Raw genomic sequence first — 16,643 nt, 5'->3', positions numbered from 1 at the left:
GTCCTGGCATGCGCGGGGAGGACCGCTCTGACTATCGAACACAAACAACTGGTGCAGCTCCTGCCGCTCCTGCCGGTGCTTGCGGAATTAGGGCGGACCCAGCATGTCACCGAGACTGCTGAGCTGCTCGGTATCCCTCAATCGACGGTCAGTCGCGCCCTGGCCAGGGCTAGCGCTGCAGTGGGCACTGAATTGTTGATCCGCGATGGCCGCGGCGTGCGGCTCACCCCCGCAGCCAAGGCGCTGCTACCCTACATCGAGGCAGCCCTGGATGAATTCCAGACGGGGCTGGATGTGGTCCGCCATCAATCGGAGGTGGTACGCGGCCGGATAGCTGTGTCCTTCCAGCACACCTTCGGGGAGGCAACCCTGCCGCTCCTGATCAGCGCCTTCCGGAGCCGCTATCCGCAGACAGCGTTCGATCTCAGGCAAGGGGCAAGGGATGGCTGCCTCGCTGAGCTCGCTGCCGGTACCGCCGACCTTGCCCTCACCGCACCAGTGGCTCCAGCCAGCCGCAGCATTGGTTCTGCTGCCCTGTACCGCGAACCGTTGCGCCTGGTGGTTCACCACCAACACCCGCTCGCGGGCCGGCGACGTGCACGTCTTGCCGACGTCAGGCAGGACCCCTTTGTTGCTCTCGGCCCTGGCTATGGCCTACGGTCACTCACTGACGCCCTTTTCCGGGAAGCCGGCTTCCGCCCTCGAATCGCGTTCGAGAGCCAGGATTCCCATACGGTCAGGGGACTCGTTTCTGCTGGCCTGGGCGTCAGTATCCTGCCGCCTGACGGGTTGGAGCCAGCCCGGGAAGTTTCGGCCCATACGGGAAACCTGGGGTGGGTCGATGTTCCGCTGGAGTCAGGTCTTGCGTACCGCGAAATCGGACTCGCCTGGCGGGAACGGCGCGGCGGCCCCGATGCAGAACCCCATCAGGTGCGGCTCTTCCGCCAGCTGGTGCTGAATGAAGGGCCCGGCCTGCTGGCGGGGCTGGTGCAGGCACGCTCCGGGTAGAAAGCTGTGAAGTGCTGGCAACGCCGGCAGTCCCCCTCCTGTGCCGGGCCACCTCTCACTGAAGAAGCGCTCCATGGCGGGCGCATTGAGCGGACCAGCCCAGCGGCGTCACCTGAACCTTCATCCGCCTGCGGCAGTGACCGCAATAGCGGGGAGGCTCCAGCTCCAACTGTTCCCGGCAGCGAAGGTGAAGGTCCGACGCCGGGCCATCGCCGTCGTCGTCGGGCTCACCGCAGTGCCCGCAAAAGCTGCTGCGGGTATCTGGATTTTCAGGACCTGTGCGGGCCGATACTCCTGCAGTCACAGTGACTTCTGGAGTTCCTTGATGGGCATGTTCAACTCGAGCAACAGGCCGAGATCCGCTGTTGCAGGGCGGCCCAGGGTGGTGAGGTAGTTGCCGACGATGACGGCGTTGATGCCGCCGAGCAGGCCTTCACGGGTGCCGAGGTCGCCGAGGGTCAACTCGCGGCCGCCCGCGTAGCGCAGTACGGTTCTGGGCATGGCCAGGCGGAATGCGGCGATTGCACGGAGGGCGTCCTTGCCGTCCATGATGCCTTGGTTTTCCAGCGGGGTTCCGGGACGGGGGTTGAGGAAGTTCAGCGGGACCTCGTGTGGTTCCAGCGCAGCAAGCTGGGCGGCGAGTTCGGCTCGCTGTTCCAGGGACTCGCCCATGCCGATCAGGGCACCGCAGCACAGTTCCATGCCGGCGGCTTTGACCATGTTGCAGGTTTCCAGGCGCTCCTCGTAGCTGTGGGTGGTGACCACTTCCGGGAAGTAGCTGCGTGCTGTTTCCAGGTTGTGGTTGTAGCGGTGCACCCCCCAGTCTTTGAGCTGATCGACCTGGCGCTGCGTCAACATGCCCAGCGAGCAGGCGATATTGATGTCCACTGCTTCATTGATCCGGTCGATAGCGAACTTGATCTGGTTCATGAGCTTGATGTCGGGTCCGCGGACTGCGGCGACGATGCAGAATTCGGTGGCACCGGTGGCAGCGGTTTCCTTGGCGGCCTTGACGAGTTCCGGGATGTCCAGCCACACGCCCCGCACCGGGGAGTCGAACAGGCCCGACTGGCTGCAGAAGTGGCAGTCCTCGGGGCAGCCTCCGGTCTTAATGGAGATAATGCCTTCCACTTCCACGTCCTCACCGCAGTGCCTGAGCCGCACTTCGTGGGCTAGTTGGAGTGCGGCGGGGAGGGCTTCGTCAGGCAGGCTCAGCACTTCCACGAGCTGCTCCTGAGTGAGGCCCCGACCACCCTCCAGGACCTGCTGGCGGGCGGTCGCCAGGATTTCGTGGCTCGTCGGGGGGTGTGCCTGAATGGTCATTATGGTCCTTTGCGCTGGCTGCGGGTTTGCCTCACTGCCGACGCTAGTTTTCCTTTGCTGCCGGGATTTTGTCGGGTTTCTACAAGCAAGCAGCCGGGACATTGGCGTGCCGGGTACCGCCGGGGAAGGTTTTTGGCGGGCCCGCAGAATACTGTTCCGCTCCGGTGGGTTGTCACGGCCGTGAATGGATTGCCTCAGCCGGAATCCCCTTCCAAAGTGGGTTATTCTAATCGTGAGACTTAATACGTGTCGCCCCCCACCAACTCCGCCAAAAGGACATCTATGAGCTTTCCCAGTTCCCCTCCTCCGTCACAGAACGACGCAGGGACGGGCGCTCCGCCGCCCCCTTACGCACCAACCACATTCGGTGATCCGAACCAGATTGGGACCGCCCCGCAGCAGGGCGGGTACCAACAGCAAGATGGCTACCACCCCGGATATGATTCGAATTCCTACGGACAGGGTCCATATGGTGCCGGGCCGGGGAAGTCCTTCATCACAACTTGGATTCTCTCCATGCTGCTGGGTGGCCTCGGAGCAGACCGTTTCTACCTCGGGAAGATCGGTACCGGGGTTGCAAAACTTCTGACCGGCGGAGGACTTGGGATCTGGTCGGTTGTGGATCTGATCATTGTCCTGACCGGCAATGCCAGGGACAAAGACGGGCGCCTGCTCGAAGGCTACCCGGAACACAAGGCGAAGGCTTGGATAATCACCGGCGCCGTCTGGGTTCTCGGTATCATCGTTGGCGCCATGAGCATGATGATGTCCCTTGCAGCCATGGGAATTGCAGCGGAGCAAGCGGGAAAGGCTGTAGCGTCACAGTCTGCCGCCGCCCGGGACACCACCGATGAGACTTCGACGGCTCCCACCGCGGGTCCAACCAATGGCGCCAAGGGAACACCTGCCGGGGAGAACGAGATCGTGGTGACCATGTCCGATGGCAACACGGCAAAGGTCACCATCAATGATGCCCTCTACACCAAGCGAATCGCTTCCCAGCCCAACACGGTACCGGCCAACGGCGGATTCCTCCTCTTGGAGGTCACTTGGGAGACTCTGACCGGGACCACGTCACCGAACGCCTTCAAATTCGATGCAGTCTCTCCAAGCGGCAAGACGGGCGAAGTGCTTTACCTGAACGCGGACGAGGCCAATCTTCCTTTCGGGAAGGAGCTGGCAACCGGTCAAAAGGTCCATGGCATCGTTACGTGGGACATAGATTACGGCAAGACCGAGATCACAGTGAAGGATGATATCGGCGACAAGACGGCCACCTTCAACATCACTCCTCCGGCTCCTCAGTAAGTCCTCCCACACACCGACCCTCCCTCACCTTTCGCCCCTTAATCACCGACCCTCCCTCACAAGGTGAGGGAGGGTCTGGCCAAAACCTGCGAAAGGTGAGGGAGGGTTTTCAGGCGCCCGGGCCGTCGTCGAACACTGGAAGGAGACGGCGGTTCCGGATGCGGGACTCGCCGAACTCGACGGCCAAGGGTTCAATCTCCCACGATCCGCCACCCCTTGACTTGGGGCGGCCCACGGCAACATGGGGAGTCCAACGCGGATACCGGTAGCCAAGTGCCGGGGAGCTGAGGATGAAGTCGTCGACATTATCCACTAGCAGTTCCTCCAGCAATTCGTGCAGCGCCTTCACGAGGGCCACCTGAAAGTCGTGCACATGGGCGGGCACTTCAACTTCGAGCCCGCTCACGTGTCCGCCGCCCAGGACGATCAGCCGCCCGGTCCATCCGGAAAAGCTGCCCAGCCCCGGAAGCGCGTGCAACCAAGCCACGGTCTTGCGCGTGGCAGCCTCTGTACTGGTGAGCCCCTTGGTCCAGTCGGCCACGTCCCGGCCGAAGTCCTCCAGGACGCCAATGTGCAGGAGTGTCATGTGCAGGCCCTGCGGCCGGCGCAAGGCGTCAACGTAGCGGCCCAGGTGCTCATAGTCCGAGGGCCCCCGGCCGATGCTCAGGACAGGAACCTCAACCGTGATGCGCGGGAGGACCTGCACAGGAATCCGGCCCCTGCTTCGAGCTAGTTCGACATCCCAGGATGAACCGGCACAAAATCTATACCGGATTGCACCTTCTTCTTCGGGCCACGTGAGTAGCCCTTGGCATCCAAGTGATTCTCGGCCCGGTACAGAGCCAAAGCTTCATCGTAGGCCTCGTTGAGCCTCGTACCCGTGACTTCTTCCTGACTCCCGTCACTGAAGGTGATGGATATGGCAGCGGAGCCGGGGAAGTGCCTGTTCATGCGGATAAAGCCTTCGGAGTCCTGCTGGAGATGAATCAATGGTCTTCCCGCTTTCATGATGGATGACCTCTATTCTCGCCTATTCCGCAGTCCTGCTGGGATCGGACACCGGGATTGCGGGCACAATGGACGGATGACCTTCGATCTTGCAGCCATCGGCGCAGGCCTGGTTTTTGCTGAGTCCCTGGGGGAGCTTGCCACAGCGTTGCGTGTGGGAGGTCTGGCGGGGACGGCCGTGGTACAGGCACCTCCCGGAACGGGTAAAACCACATTGGTCCCGCCGCTCCTCGCCAACCTGGCCTCCGGTCAGGATCCAGGTCTGGCCTCCAGTCACGTTGCAGACCAGACGGAGGGGCGGCGCCGTAATCCTCATGTTGTGGTCACGCAGCCGCGGCGGGTGGCTGCCCGCTCGGCAGCCCGGCGCCTTGCCGCACTGGATGGCAGCCGTGTAGGGGACCGCGTCGGGTACACCGTCCGCGGGGAACGCCAGGCCGGTCCCGGAACACTGATCGAGTTCGTCACGCCCGGTATCCTGCTGCGCCGTCTGCTCGCGGACCCGGGGCTGGAGTCGGCGGACGCAGTAATCCTGGATGAAGTCCATGAGCGCGGGCTGGAAACCGACCTGCTGCTCGGCATGCTCGCAGAGGTCCGGGAACTCAGGGGTGACCTCACTCTGGTTGCGATGTCCGCAACTCTGGACGCGCCCCGGTTCGCCGCCCTGCTGGGAAATGTCCAGGAAGGGAAGCACGACGACGGCGGGCCTTCCCCAGTGGTCGACTGTCCGTCCGCGCTGTACCCCTTGGAGGTGGAATGGGCACCGGCGGCTTTGCCGCGGCTCGACGACAGGGGAATCACCCGCGCTTTCCTCGAGCATGTAGCGGAGACTACCGCCGCCTCGCACGCGCTGGCGCTGGCCGCAGACAGCGACACCGACGCGCTGGTGTTCCTGCCAGGGGCGTGGGAAGTCTCGTACGTCGCCTCACGGCTGCGGGGCAAGGGGAAGGCGGAGGTCCTGGAGCTTCACGGGCAGGTTAGCCCGACGGAGCAGGACCGCGCCGTCTCCGGACGTAAACACGGCGAACCTCCAAGGATTATCGTTTCGACGGCGCTCGCAGAATCGTCCCTCACCGTGCCAGGGGTCCGCCTCGTGATCGATGCCGGGCTCTCGCGTGAACCGCGAAGGGATGCAAACCGCGGTATGACGGGACTGGTCACTGTGTCCTCTTCCCGTGCCTCCGCGAATCAGCGCGCCGGACGTGCGGCCCGCCAGGGGCCCGGCCGGGTGGTCAGGTGTTATGACCAGAAGACCTTCGGCGCCGCACCTGCCTACCAGACCCCGGAGATCGCCGTCGCTGATCTGACGGGTGCGGCTCTGATCCTTGCCTGTTGGGGATCGCCGGGCGGCCAGGGCCTGACGCTACCGGATGCGCCGCCCCGCGCCGCCATGGACGACGCTGTGGAAGTCCTCCGGGAACTTGGCGCGATCGAATCGGACGGTCACGCCACCGACCTGGGCAAGACGCTGGCACGGATACCCGCTGACCCGCGGCTCGGGCGCGCGCTATTGGACGGGGCAACCGCCGTGGGCAGCCGGATTGCTGCGGAAACGGTGGCAGTCGTTTCCGGCGACCAGCGCGCTCCCGGCTCCGATCTCACCCGGCTTCTCGCCACCCTGCGGACCGGCACAGACCCGGCCTCGCGACGCTGGGCAGAGGACGTCCGACGGATGGAGGCCATCGGGCGCCAGGAAGCACCCGGCGTCGTCCCTGACCCCCTTGCGACGGAGAATGCTGCAGCGGCGAGCGCGGCGGAAGCCGTTGGTTTCGTCGTCGCGCTCGCGTTTCCGGATCGCGTGGCGCGCCGTGCCCCGGGGCAAGGTCCGGAGCGATACCTGCTGTCATCGGGTACCCGGGCGGGTTTGCCTGCCGGCAGTGGGCTGTCCGGACACGAGTGGCTGGCTGTAGCCGAGGTGTCGCGCGCCCAAGGCCGGGACGCTGCCGGTACAGGTGCCGTCATCCGTTCAGCGGCGCCGTTGTCGCAGGAACTGGCGGAGGCCGCAGGCCGGCATCTTCTGAGCGAAACCGTAGAGGCGCAGTTCAGCCAGGGGCGCGTCACGGCGCGGAAGGAACGAAGGCTGGGAACGATCACGTTGTCATCGACGCCGGTGCGCTCCTCGCCGGAGGAGGGGCGGGCGGCCGTTGCGCGGGTGTTGAAGAAGGAAGGATTGGGAACCATCGGATGGTCGACGGCGGCAGATGGATTGCGTCGTCGCCTCGCCTTATTGCACCGGGAACTGGGCAGTCCTTGGCCTGATGTATCCGAACCGGCCTTGTTGGCACGACTGCAAGAGTGGCTTGCGCCGGAACTGGAAGCTTTGGCCGTCGGAACCCCCACGAACAAAGTCGATCTCACGGAACCGTTGCGGCGGCTGTTGCCCTGGCCGGAAGCTGCGCGGCTGGGCGGGCTGGTGCCGGAGTGGCTCGAAGTGCCCAGCGGTTCCCGGGTCCGGATCGACTACCCGGGCATTGGGGACGACGGCGGCCGGCCGGTGGTTGCGGTAAAGCTGCAGGAGTGCTTCGGCTGGGCAGAAACACCGCACTTGGCGGGCGGCAAGGTGGCGGTCCTGTTTCACCTGCTTTCGCCTGCCGGACGGCCGCTGGCCGTGACGGACGACCTTGCCTCCTTTTGGTCCGGTCCTTACACACAGGTGCGCTCTGAAATGCGAGGACGCTATCCGAAGCATCCCTGGCCGGAGGATCCGTGGACTGCGCCGGCTACAGCCAGGGTCAAGTCCAGAATGTAGCCGACCCTCCCTCACGTTTCGCGGGTTTTCCGCCGACCCTCCCTCACGTTTCGCGGGTTTTCCGGCGACCCTCCCTCACCTTTCGCGGGTTTTCCGGCGACGCTCCCTCACCTCTCGACCAACTCCCCGTTCCCTTGGGCAACCAAGGTGAGGGAGGGTTGGGGTTTTGGTTGCGAAAGGTGAGGGAGGGTTTGGGGGTTCCTAGCCCTTGACCACCATGATCCAGCTGACCTGGACGTCGTCTGCAGTGGTGGGTGCCAGATTCACCTTGAGTTTCCCTTCACCGTCAGGGTAGTGCCCGGCGTACTTCATGGTGGTGTTGGTTCCGCTGATCCGCCTACTGGCATCAACCACGGTGCCGTTGATGCTGATTCTCGCGGCCCGGTTCGGCGCATATTGCGCCCAGGGGTCGTAGAGCCCCACGTAGACGGTGTAGGCGCCTGCCTCAAGATCGCCAAACAGATAGCTGACGTCCTTGCGCGCGGACTCCTTGGTCACGTACCGGAGCGTCCCGAACATGTTGTCGCCGCCAACTGTTGCCGTGCCCGGGTTGTCGTAGCCCCACGTCTTGCCGGTTCCAGGATCGGCTCCGAGGGGCTGGTCCTTGGTCGAATTTGAGAGGGTGCCAGCCGCCGATGCCGCCGCCCGGATTGCGGCGTAGTCAGCGGTGTCAGTGGACCCCGGATCGGCGAAGTAGACCAGCCCGGAAGGCACCACCAGCACGGTGTAACTTGCAGTGCGGCCATTCGAGGCAAAGGTGGCAGTCACCGTCGCCGAGCCGGGTACAGAGAAGTCCGCGCCGCTCCAGGTGACTGCCGACGTCGTCGAACTTCCGTTCTGGCTGACCACCGCGGTGACTGGGAGTGCAGAAGATCCCGAACCCAGCGGAACACTGGCCGGCATCGTCATGTCCACACTGAACTTGCCCCGGTTTTCAAGGTCGGCCAAGGTCCAGCGGTCTGTCCAGCGGAAACTCAGGTCACCGTTGGCCCCGAACGTGAGCGGCAGCCACACCATGGGTGAATTGCCGAGGTCCGAAGGTATCCACCGGTCGCCCATGTAGATGAATTTTCCTGCCGCGGGGTCAATCGGCATCACCGAGGTGCTTTGTGTCCGGAAGGTTGTTTCAGAACCGGACCCGACGGCGGGGCTGCCGTGCTGTGTCCACGGCCCGATCGGGGTGGGGGACGTGGCGTAGCGCGCAGGGTTGGGATCCCAGCCGGTGGCCCCTGAGGTGATCAGGTAGTACGTGCCGTCGTACTTGAACATGGCGGGAGCCTCACGGGCCACGCCCTGGAAGTTGCGGCTGAAGTCCACCCCGTCAACGGAGCGGTGCCAGGGCACGTTCAGGTACATGTAGCTGGAGTTCAGCCGGGACACGTACATGGTGCGGTTCTCTTCGCTGGAGTAGATGATGTAGCCGGTGCCGTCATCGTCCTTGAAGAGGTTCATGTCCCGGGCCATTCCCAGTTGCGACGGGTACTGGTTGTTGGGGTTGTCCGCGGGAATGCGGTCCAGGCGGTAGCTGTCCACGTAGCGGAAGGGGCCGAACGGGGAGTCCGAGACGGCGACGCCGGCGGTTGCCTTGGCGTACTGCGCATTCGAGGTTGCTGACGGGCCATCCGTGTGGACCCAAAGAACCCACTTGCCGGTTGACTCGTTGTACATCACCTTGGGGCGTTCAAGGACGATGGCGCGGCCCACCGCGTTGCCCACACCCTTGCTGTCCAGATCCCTGAAAACCGCGTCCTTTTCGTGAGCCGTGTAGTCCGTGTAGAGAGCGCTGAAGTAGGGGTCCGTATCCAGCTGGGCCCGGGTTTCCGCGGTCTTCAGGACCAGTCCCTCGTCCTTCCAGTTGTAGAGGTCGTACGAGGAGTAGCCGTGAAGGCCCGCCATGGGCTGATAACCCTGAGTACGGTCTTCCCCATACCAGTAATAGATGGTCCGGCCCTGCTCGTCCTTGGACGGGACCACCTGGCCGCCATGGCCCTGGATGGCGCGGCCGCTGGTATCGAGCCAAGGCTGGCCGGGGTTGAAGGAATTGTAGGTGACGAGTTTCCGCAGCCCGGCGGTGGCTGTACCAATTGCCTCGTACGCTGCCTTGTTGGCGGCTGTGTCGGCGGAGGCCGCGTCCACCAGGGCCTGTGCCGCGGCAAGCTTCTCCTTGAGGACCGCGACGGAGTCCGCCGCATACAGTGATGCCTGTTCCGGAGTGATCGTCGCCTGACGGACTTTCTCCGCCAGTAGTTCAGGCGTGTAGTCCAAGGGCTGCCTGATCACAATGAAGTTCAGCGCCGGATCATGGAACGTGTTGGTGCGGCCGGCCTGGCTGTGGGCTTGCAGGTTGAGGATGCCGTCGGTGACGGCCACGTTGTTGAAGGTCTTCTCCAGGGCGGTGCCGCTGGTGGCAGCAGTGCCGAGGATCTGCCCTTCCGCCATCAGGTCCAAGGTCCGTCCGGCCCAGCCGCTGGGCAACTTGAAGCCGAAGGTGACGTCGTAGTTTCCGTTGGGAAGCGCGAAGTCGTACTTCACTGCCCGGCTTGCAAGAACCGAGCCTGCGGGCGGTGCGTCGTACAGGATTGAGTCGTATTTGCCGAGGGTGCTGTTGGTGTTGCGCTTGGGATTCGAAAAGGCGTCGGAAACGAAGCCCCAGCTGCCGCCGGTCTTGGCGTCCGCACCGAGGGCTTGATCGGAGCGTGACTGGTAGATCCCCATGGTGTCGCCGGGCGCTACCTTATCCGTCACTGTGGTGCCGCTGTTGGCGAAGTAAAGGACGCCGTTGGTGGCCACCAGCTGCTCGACGCTTGGTTTCGGCATGGGCGCAGGCTCCTCTGCCAGCGCGGGCGACGCCGGGACCAGCAATGCGGCCGTGACGGCGCCAGTCAGCGCCGCCCCCGCAATCCGCCTCGTGTGGCGTCCCCGCCTTGAGCAAGTAGCGAGCAAGCAGCTACCGAGCAAAAGCAGGGCTGCACCCGCAAGATACGGCACGGCGGGATACGCCATGGCAGTGACGCCTGCAGCCAGTAAACCGGCCATTCCTGTTGCCGGAGCCACCGGTGTCCCGCCTGCTGGGGAACCAGGAAGAACGACGGCGGCAGCGTCGCCGTCGTCGTCCGGCCGGGTAAAGACCACGCTGTGCGCTTCTCCGGCGGCCATCGCCACAATCCTCGGTCCGTACCCCGCCGGAACCGTGCTCTGCGCCGCATTGTTCTCGCCCCAGGCGACAATTTTCCCTGATTCGGTGGAGACGAGGCTGTGGTAGCCGCCGGCCGCGATCGCCGTTACCTTTTCCGAACCAAGCTCAGCCGGAACGTTGAGCTGCCCGTACGTGTCCGATCCCCACGCCAGCACTGTACCTGTATCAGTCAGGGCCAGCGAGTGTGTCACTCCGGCAGAGATGGCCTTGATGTTAGCTGTGCTCAGAGCTGCGGGAAGCTCGATCTGTCCATAATCGCTCCGGCCCCAGGCAGCCACTTTGCCTTCGGCCGTCAACGCCAGATGGAACCCGGCGCCCGTTGCTATTTGTTTAATGCCTTGGCCTGCCAGGGTTGCGGGAATCTGGTTTTGGGCAAATGCGTTGTCACCCCAACCCACCAGGGTTCCGTCCGTCTTGAGTGCCAGCGAGTTGCTTCCGCCCGCCGAGATCGCAGCCACACCGCTCCGTGCCGCTTCAGGGACTGTCGACTGACCGGAAGAATTTCCGCCCCACGACGTGACTTTCCCATCAGTGCTGAGGGCAAGGGAGTGGCTCGCGCCGGCGGCAATCGCCATAAACTTCCGGTTAGCGATAACCGGTACCGTGGACTGCCCTTGCGCGTTGCTGCCCCAGGCTGCGAGCCGGCCGGCGTTGGTCAGGGCAACGGTGTGGGCGTTTCCTGCCGCGAGGCCCTTCAGTGGCTCTTTGCTGAGAGTTTCAGGAACGGCAGCCTGCCCTGCGGCATTTGAGCCAAAGGCGAGCAGGAAGCTGCTCGTCGGGGCTGGCGGGGGAAGCTCGGTGGCATGGGCCGTTGCAATGCCGAGATGGCCGGTGGCCACCGTGACGAAGGCGGCCAGGGCGGCCCTGACTCTGGGTCTGTTCATGTTGGTTCTCCAGGTGCATACGCTCGTGTTCCGCGGGTGCGTCGTCGCACCCTGTTTGTCCCGCCCACAGCTAATCCTGTGGGCGGCCTCGAAACAACAAAAAGCACACTTCCGAACGGAAATGTTCATACCAGAACAGCAAACGCCCCCAGCAACACCGTTTTGGGGAATCAAGGCCAGGCCGGAACGCACCCTGCCCAAGCCCTGCGATGGGCCTCTTGCTGTTCAGGTGCCTGAGGGTGTCCAATCCTTAACAAGACAAAGGCGAACGGACACACGCAGGAGATGCACATGTCGGGAAAAGGAGCAAAGAGCCCGGCGAGGAGTTCGGGCCGGGGCAATGGGGACCCGCGCCGTTCGGACGCCTCTACCTGGTCACCGGCGGAGCACCCTGAACAAATCCGCAACGTTGCCTTGGTCGGGCACTCGGGCGCCGGGAAAACGATGCTTGTAGAGGGCCTGCTGGCCGCAACCGGTGCCATCACCAGAATGGGATCAATAGCCGACGGTACAACCGTGAGCGATGCCGACCCCTCGGAAATTCACCAGCAGCGCTCAGTCGCGCTCGCCGTCGTGCCGGTGGTCTTCGAAGACATCAAAGTGAACCTGCTGGACACTCCCGGCTACCCCGATTTCACGGGCGAGCTGCGCGCAGGGCTCAGGGCGGCGGACGCCGTGCTGTTCGTCGCCTCAGCCGTTGACGACATCGACACCGCCACGATCGCGCTTTGGGGGGAATGTGAAGCCGCCGGGATGCCGCGTGCAGTGGTGATCAGCCGGCTCGATCATCCCCGCGCCAATTTTGACGCAGCGCTATCCGCCTGCCAGCGGGCCTTCGGCGACTCTGTGCTGCCGCTGTATTTGCCGCTGCCCTCCGGCGGCGGATCCATCAGCCTGCTGGGCCTCTTGTCGAGAACCGTTTCGACGTACGCCAATGGCAGCGGGGAGCGCCAGGTACGGGAAGCAGACGACGGCGAACTCGGCACAGCGGAAGAGGCGCGCGGTGCGCTCATCGAGGGAATCATCGCTGAGAGCGAGGACGAAACGCTGATGGATCGGTACCTTGCGGGTGAAGAGGTCCCGCTGGAGGTCCTGATCGCCGATCTCGAAACCGCCGTCGCCCGCGGTTCCTTCTTTCCGGTGCTGGCAACGGCCGCTGAATCCGGCGTCGGAATGCTGGACGTGCTTGAGGTCCTGCGCGGTGGTTTCCCATCGGGGGCGGAGCGGGCGCTTCCGGTCGTCAGGGAGATCGATGGCGGCGCCACAGTGGAGGTGAGTTGCGATCCAAAGGGGCCACTGGTGGGCGAAGTGGTCCGGACCACGATCGATCCGTTCCTGGGACGCGTGTGCCTGGTGCGCATTTTCTCGGGCACACTGCGGGAGGACTCAGCGATTCACGTCGGAGGCCGGGGACTGGCGGACCGTGGCCATCTGGACCACGACAGCGACGAGCGAATCACCCACCTGTACGCTCCCATCGGCGCATCCCTGCGGTCTGTGCCTTTCTGCGTTGCCGGTGACATTTGTGCTCTGGCTAAACTCGGGAACGCCGAAACCGGGGACACCATTTCCTCGCGTGAACGGCCATTGCTGGTGGAGGCCTGGGATATGCCCGAACCCATGATGCCTGTTGCCATTGAGGCGGCTTCCCACGGTGACGAAGATGTCCTGGCGAAAAGCCTGGGCAAGGTGGCCGCCGGCGATCCGACCCTCAGGGTGGAACGGAACCCGGAGACCCATCAGCTGATCCTGTGGTGCATGGGGGAGGCCCACGCGGAGGTTGTACTGGACCGGTTGAGGGAGCAGGGCGTGAAACTGCAGACCGTAGAGGTCGTGACGCCGCTGCGTGAGACCTTCGCGGCTCCCTCGGCCGGCCACGGCCGCCATGTCAAACAGTCCGGTGGCCACGGACAATACGCGGTGTGCGACGTCGAGGTGGAGCCGCTGGACCGCGGGTCCGGCTTTGAGTTTGTGGACAAAACCGTTGGCGGCGTGATCCCCGGCCCGTTCATTACATCTGTGGAGAAGGGCGTCCGGACGCAGATGCAGAAAGGGGTCGCTGCCGGGTTCCCTGTCGTGGACATCCGGGTCACGCTCGTGGGAGGCAAGACCCACAGCGTTGACTCTTCAGATGCCGCCTTCCAGGCTGCCGGAGCGCTTGCCCTGCGGGAGGCGGCCTCGGCTACCCGTATCCAATTGCTCGAGCCGGTTTCAGCCGTAACCATTACTGTCTCAGATGACTATGTTGGTGCGGTGATGAGTGATCTGTCGTCGCGGCGGGGGAGACTCACGGGAACAACGTCGGTGGGCGACATGACGGAGATCAGTGCCGAGGTTCCGGACCAGGAGCTCCTGAAGTACGCCGTGGAGTTGCGCGCACTGACAGCGGGCACCGGACGCTTCAATCGCCGTTACCTCCGCCATGATCCTGTCCCCTCAAATGCGATTCCCGCATCGGTGAAAGTCTGACTCCTCCTTCCCGAACGGAGGTCAGTGGCCCCGACGGAGGTCAGCGGCGTGCGGCCCGGCTCAGCAGCAGCGCTCGCAGTCGGTGCAGATGGGGCATAATCCCGTAAATGACGATCGGAACCGCAACTGTGGCAAGAACGAAGGTGCGCAGTACAGGATGCAGGATCCCGAGCCACTCTCCGAAAGCCAGGTTGATGAGGGTCAGGGTGGGGAACACAGCCAACCAGATCATCAGCGCGAGCTGATGTTTGTTGGGCGGTGCGGGGCGGGTTGACGTTGCCGGGATGGACATTAGGTTCTCCTTGGAGTCTTTGAGGAAGCGGCCGGGACGACAAGTTGCTGAATCAAAAGCCCCTGTTGAAGTCGCGGACGGCGTTTCGGATGTCTTCCTCGACCAGGTCCGCGTTGATGGCCATGGCGGAGGTGGATCCTTCGCCTGCGGCCGTGATCACCTGGGCGCGAGGGTTGGCAACATTGCCCGCAATCCAGACGCCGGGAACACTGGTGCGGCCGTCGCTGTCCCGGACGGCCCACCCTGCCTCATCCAGCTCGCAGCCGAGACCGGCAAGAAGGCCGTTGTTAGGGATGAAGCGCGGCGGCACGAACAGAGCGTCACGCCGGACAATGGTGCCGTCTGCCATTTCGACGCCGGACAGATGGTCGTCCTCAACGACGATCCGTCTGACGTCCCCCTCGATGACACCGATCGAACGGGCAACCAGCTGCGAGCGGTGGACGTTGGTCAGCACTTCAGCGGGCATGAACAGCACGACGTCTTTGGCCCACTGGCGGACAATCTGGGCATAACGGACAGCATCCGGTCCGCCGCCCAGAACGCCCAGCTGCCGGTCACGCACTTCATAGCCGTGGCAGTAAGGGCAATGCAGAACATCCCGTGCCCATCGACTCACCAGCCCCGGTACGTCGGGCAACTCGTCCCGCAGCCCGGTGGCCACGAGAAGACGCCGCGTCCAAATGCGCCTCCCGCCCGAAAGCAGCACCTGGAATCGCGAGTTCCCGCAGGCAAGGACGTCCGTGACCTCCCCGTCCAGGATCTCGGCGCCATAGCCCGCCACCTCTCTTCGGGAAATCGCCAGAAGTTCGGCGGGAGGCAGCCCATCGCGTGAAAGGAACCCATGCATATGTGAGGCCGGGGAGTTGCGTTGGGTCCCTGAATCCACCACCAGAACCTTGCGGCGGGCACGGGACAACACCAATGCCGCTGACAATCCTGCGGCGCCTCCGCCCACTATGACTACATCAAATTCGTTCATGTCTTCAAGGCTGCGCCAACGTTCCTGTTCCGACAACTAACGTTGCTGTTTCCGGGAAAGAGAGGTTGGATGGTCCTGTGAATGACACGACGAAATTGATTGCGGCAGCGCTCGATCAGGTGGGGGTGAGGCTCAAACGACTGCGTATGCAGCGCGGTGTCACCCTCACCGGTCTCTCTGCAGCGACAGGTATCTCGAAAAGCACCCTGTCGCGCCTGGAGACGGGACAGCGCCGTCCGAGCCTGGAACTACTCCTTCCGCTGGCCCAGGCGTACCGGGTGCCATTGGAAGAGCTGGTGGGCGCACCCGAAGTCGGGGACCCCCGAATCCGTCTCAAACCCCATAAGGCCAACGGCCGGACGGTTGTACCCTTGACCCGGCAGCCGGGCGGGATGCAGGCCTGGAAAATAATCATTCCCGTCTCCAAATCCGACCCGGACCTCAAGGTTCACGAAGGATACGAATGGCTGTACGTTCTATCTGGCCGGATGCGACTGCTTCTCGGCAACCATGACCTGGTCCTCCAAGCAGGAGAAGTCGCCGAATTCGACACGCGCGTACCTCACTGGTTCGGCAGCACAGGAGACGAGCCTGCAGAAGTCCTGAGTGTATTCGGAGGACAAGGGGAAAGGATGCATGTCCGCGCCAAGACCAACAAGGAGTGATTATGAGCGCGTCCGCTCGCCTCATAGTGCTTTTCAGGAATGTGCGCGGAGGAAATCCGCCACAGGTTTCGCGAGTGATGCTCCCACTTCTTCATGGCTGCGCTTGAAGCCCTTGATGGCGAAAGAATGATCTCCGCCCTCCACCCAGTTCAGCGTTGCGGCGTCGCCGATCCGAGCGACCACCGACTCAAGCAAGGCAGGCGTCGCGAACCGGTCACCCGTTCCCTGGAGGAACAGCATGGGCAGCGTGAGGCCGTACAGGTGCTCGTCCCGGATCTTCTCCGGCTTGGCCGGTGGATGCAGGGGGTAGCCGAGGTAAACCAGTCCGGCGGCCGGCATTCCTTCGGCAACCGCCATTGACGCCATCCGCCCGCCAAAGGACTTGCCGGCCGCCCACAACGGCTCACCTTCCGAGTGTTGCGAAGCGACGTCCATGGCCGCCCGCCAAGCAGCGATCGCCGTCGGCGGCTTATCCGGGAACTTCTTACCTGCCTCGCGGTAGGGGAAATTAAAGCGGAGGGTGGCGATCCCTTCGGCGCCCAGCGCGGCAGTGAAGCCGACCATAAACGGATGATCCATACCGGCGCCTGCACCGTGCGCAAGCACGAGTGTGGCGAATGGGCTGTCAGGACGTCCATAAGCTGAGGAAACTGTACTGTCACCGACAGTGAAGCTGAGGGGGATCTGGGCGACGGGCATTCCTCAATAATGCCCGAACACGTGGTCCGTCCGTACTCCATTAAAAAGAGTGTCTGCCGTCCG

13 protein-coding genes are annotated in these 16,643 nt (G+C 63.8%); 5 read left to right on the top strand and 8 right to left on the bottom strand.

The genetic code is table 11. From position 1 onward, the window contains the following. The first annotated feature begins 27 nt into the window (after positions 1-27). Entirely contained in the window at positions 28-1,008 is a 981-nt protein-coding gene (locus M1E02_RS11335) for a LysR family transcriptional regulator (RefSeq protein WP_479378134.1), read from the top strand. A gap of 55 nt (positions 1,009-1,063) precedes the next feature. Here M1E02_RS11335 and bsaP read toward each other — a convergent pair whose 3' ends face one another. Together bsaP and bioB are read right to left on the bottom strand one after the other, a co-directional pair. Continuing rightward, complete coding sequence (gene bsaP, locus M1E02_RS11330) at positions 1,064-1,312, bottom strand: biotin synthase auxiliary protein BsaP (RefSeq protein WP_479374370.1); 249 nt, start codon at positions 1,310-1,312, stop codon at positions 1,064-1,066. Then, on the bottom strand, positions 1,309-2,331 hold the full coding sequence (bioB, locus tag M1E02_RS11325; RefSeq protein WP_479374369.1) for a biotin synthase BioB: 1,023 nt from the start codon (positions 2,329-2,331) through the stop codon (positions 1,309-1,311). The genes bsaP and bioB overlap by 4 nt, the downstream gene beginning before the upstream one ends. A gap of 282 nt (positions 2,332-2,613) precedes the next feature. On the opposite strand from bioB, the gene M1E02_RS11320 reads away from it, so the two are divergent. Then, positions 2,614-3,639 carry a TM2 domain-containing protein gene (locus tag M1E02_RS11320; protein WP_479374368.1) on the top strand — a complete coding sequence of 342 codons (1,026 nt, stop codon included), beginning with the start codon at positions 2,614-2,616 and terminating at the stop codon, positions 3,637-3,639. Positions 3,640-3,748: 109 nt separating this feature from the next. Here the strand turns inward: M1E02_RS11320 and M1E02_RS11315 are convergent, their stop codons facing one another. Together M1E02_RS11315 and M1E02_RS11310 are read right to left on the bottom strand one after the other, a co-directional pair. Beyond that, positions 3,749-4,345, bottom strand: a complete 597-nt coding sequence (locus tag M1E02_RS11315) for a hypothetical protein (protein ID WP_479374367.1) — start codon at positions 4,343-4,345, stop codon at positions 3,749-3,751. A 23-nt stretch (positions 4,346-4,368) separates the two neighbouring features. Continuing rightward, positions 4,369-4,629, bottom strand: a complete 261-nt coding sequence (locus M1E02_RS11310; protein ID WP_479378133.1) for a hypothetical protein — start codon at positions 4,627-4,629, stop codon at positions 4,369-4,371. A gap of 94 nt (positions 4,630-4,723) precedes the next feature. Here M1E02_RS11310 and hrpB point away from each other — a divergent pair, with 94 nt between their 5' ends. After that, positions 4,724-7,393, top strand: coding sequence for an ATP-dependent helicase HrpB (hrpB, locus tag M1E02_RS11305; RefSeq protein ID WP_479374366.1), 2,670 nt, complete (start codon positions 4,724-4,726; stop codon positions 7,391-7,393). 201 nt (positions 7,394-7,594) lie between these two features. Here hrpB and M1E02_RS11300 read toward each other — a convergent pair whose 3' ends face one another. Next, positions 7,595-11,473, bottom strand: coding sequence for a family 43 glycosylhydrolase (locus M1E02_RS11300; RefSeq protein ID WP_479374365.1), 3,879 nt, complete (start codon positions 11,471-11,473; stop codon positions 7,595-7,597). A gap of 291 nt (positions 11,474-11,764) precedes the next feature. Between M1E02_RS11300 and M1E02_RS11295 the strand changes: the two genes are divergently transcribed. After that, complete coding sequence (locus M1E02_RS11295; RefSeq protein WP_479374364.1) at positions 11,765-13,942, top strand: elongation factor G-like protein EF-G2; 2,178 nt, start codon at positions 11,765-11,767, stop codon at positions 13,940-13,942. 40 nt (positions 13,943-13,982) lie between these two features. Here M1E02_RS11295 and M1E02_RS11290 read toward each other — a convergent pair whose 3' ends face one another. Together M1E02_RS11290 and M1E02_RS11285 are read right to left on the bottom strand one after the other, a co-directional pair. Beyond that, a complete protein-coding gene (locus M1E02_RS11290; RefSeq protein ID WP_479374363.1) occupies positions 13,983-14,234 on the bottom strand; it encodes a hypothetical protein in 252 nt (83 codons plus the stop codon). 52 nt (positions 14,235-14,286) lie between these two features. Continuing rightward, positions 14,287-15,216 carry an NAD(P)/FAD-dependent oxidoreductase gene (locus M1E02_RS11285; protein WP_479374362.1) on the bottom strand — a complete coding sequence of 310 codons (930 nt, stop codon included), beginning with the start codon at positions 15,214-15,216 and terminating at the stop codon, positions 14,287-14,289. A gap of 77 nt (positions 15,217-15,293) precedes the next feature. Between M1E02_RS11285 and M1E02_RS11280 the strand changes: the two genes are divergently transcribed. Beyond that, positions 15,294-15,881, top strand: coding sequence for a helix-turn-helix domain-containing protein (locus M1E02_RS11280; RefSeq protein ID WP_479374361.1), 588 nt, complete (start codon positions 15,294-15,296; stop codon positions 15,879-15,881). A 33-nt stretch (positions 15,882-15,914) separates the two neighbouring features. Here M1E02_RS11280 and M1E02_RS11275 read toward each other — a convergent pair whose 3' ends face one another. Beyond that, positions 15,915-16,580: an alpha/beta hydrolase family protein gene (locus M1E02_RS11275; protein ID WP_479374360.1), complete on the bottom strand. Its 666-nt coding sequence runs from the start codon at positions 16,578-16,580 to the stop codon at positions 15,915-15,917. Positions 16,581-16,643 lie beyond the last annotated feature (63 nt).

The sequence above is a fragment of the Arthrobacter sp. Z5-13 genome, assembly GCF_056499105.1.
The sequence above is the reverse complement of the archived record's forward strand: the minus strand, read 5'-3'. Positions and strand labels throughout refer to the sequence as shown.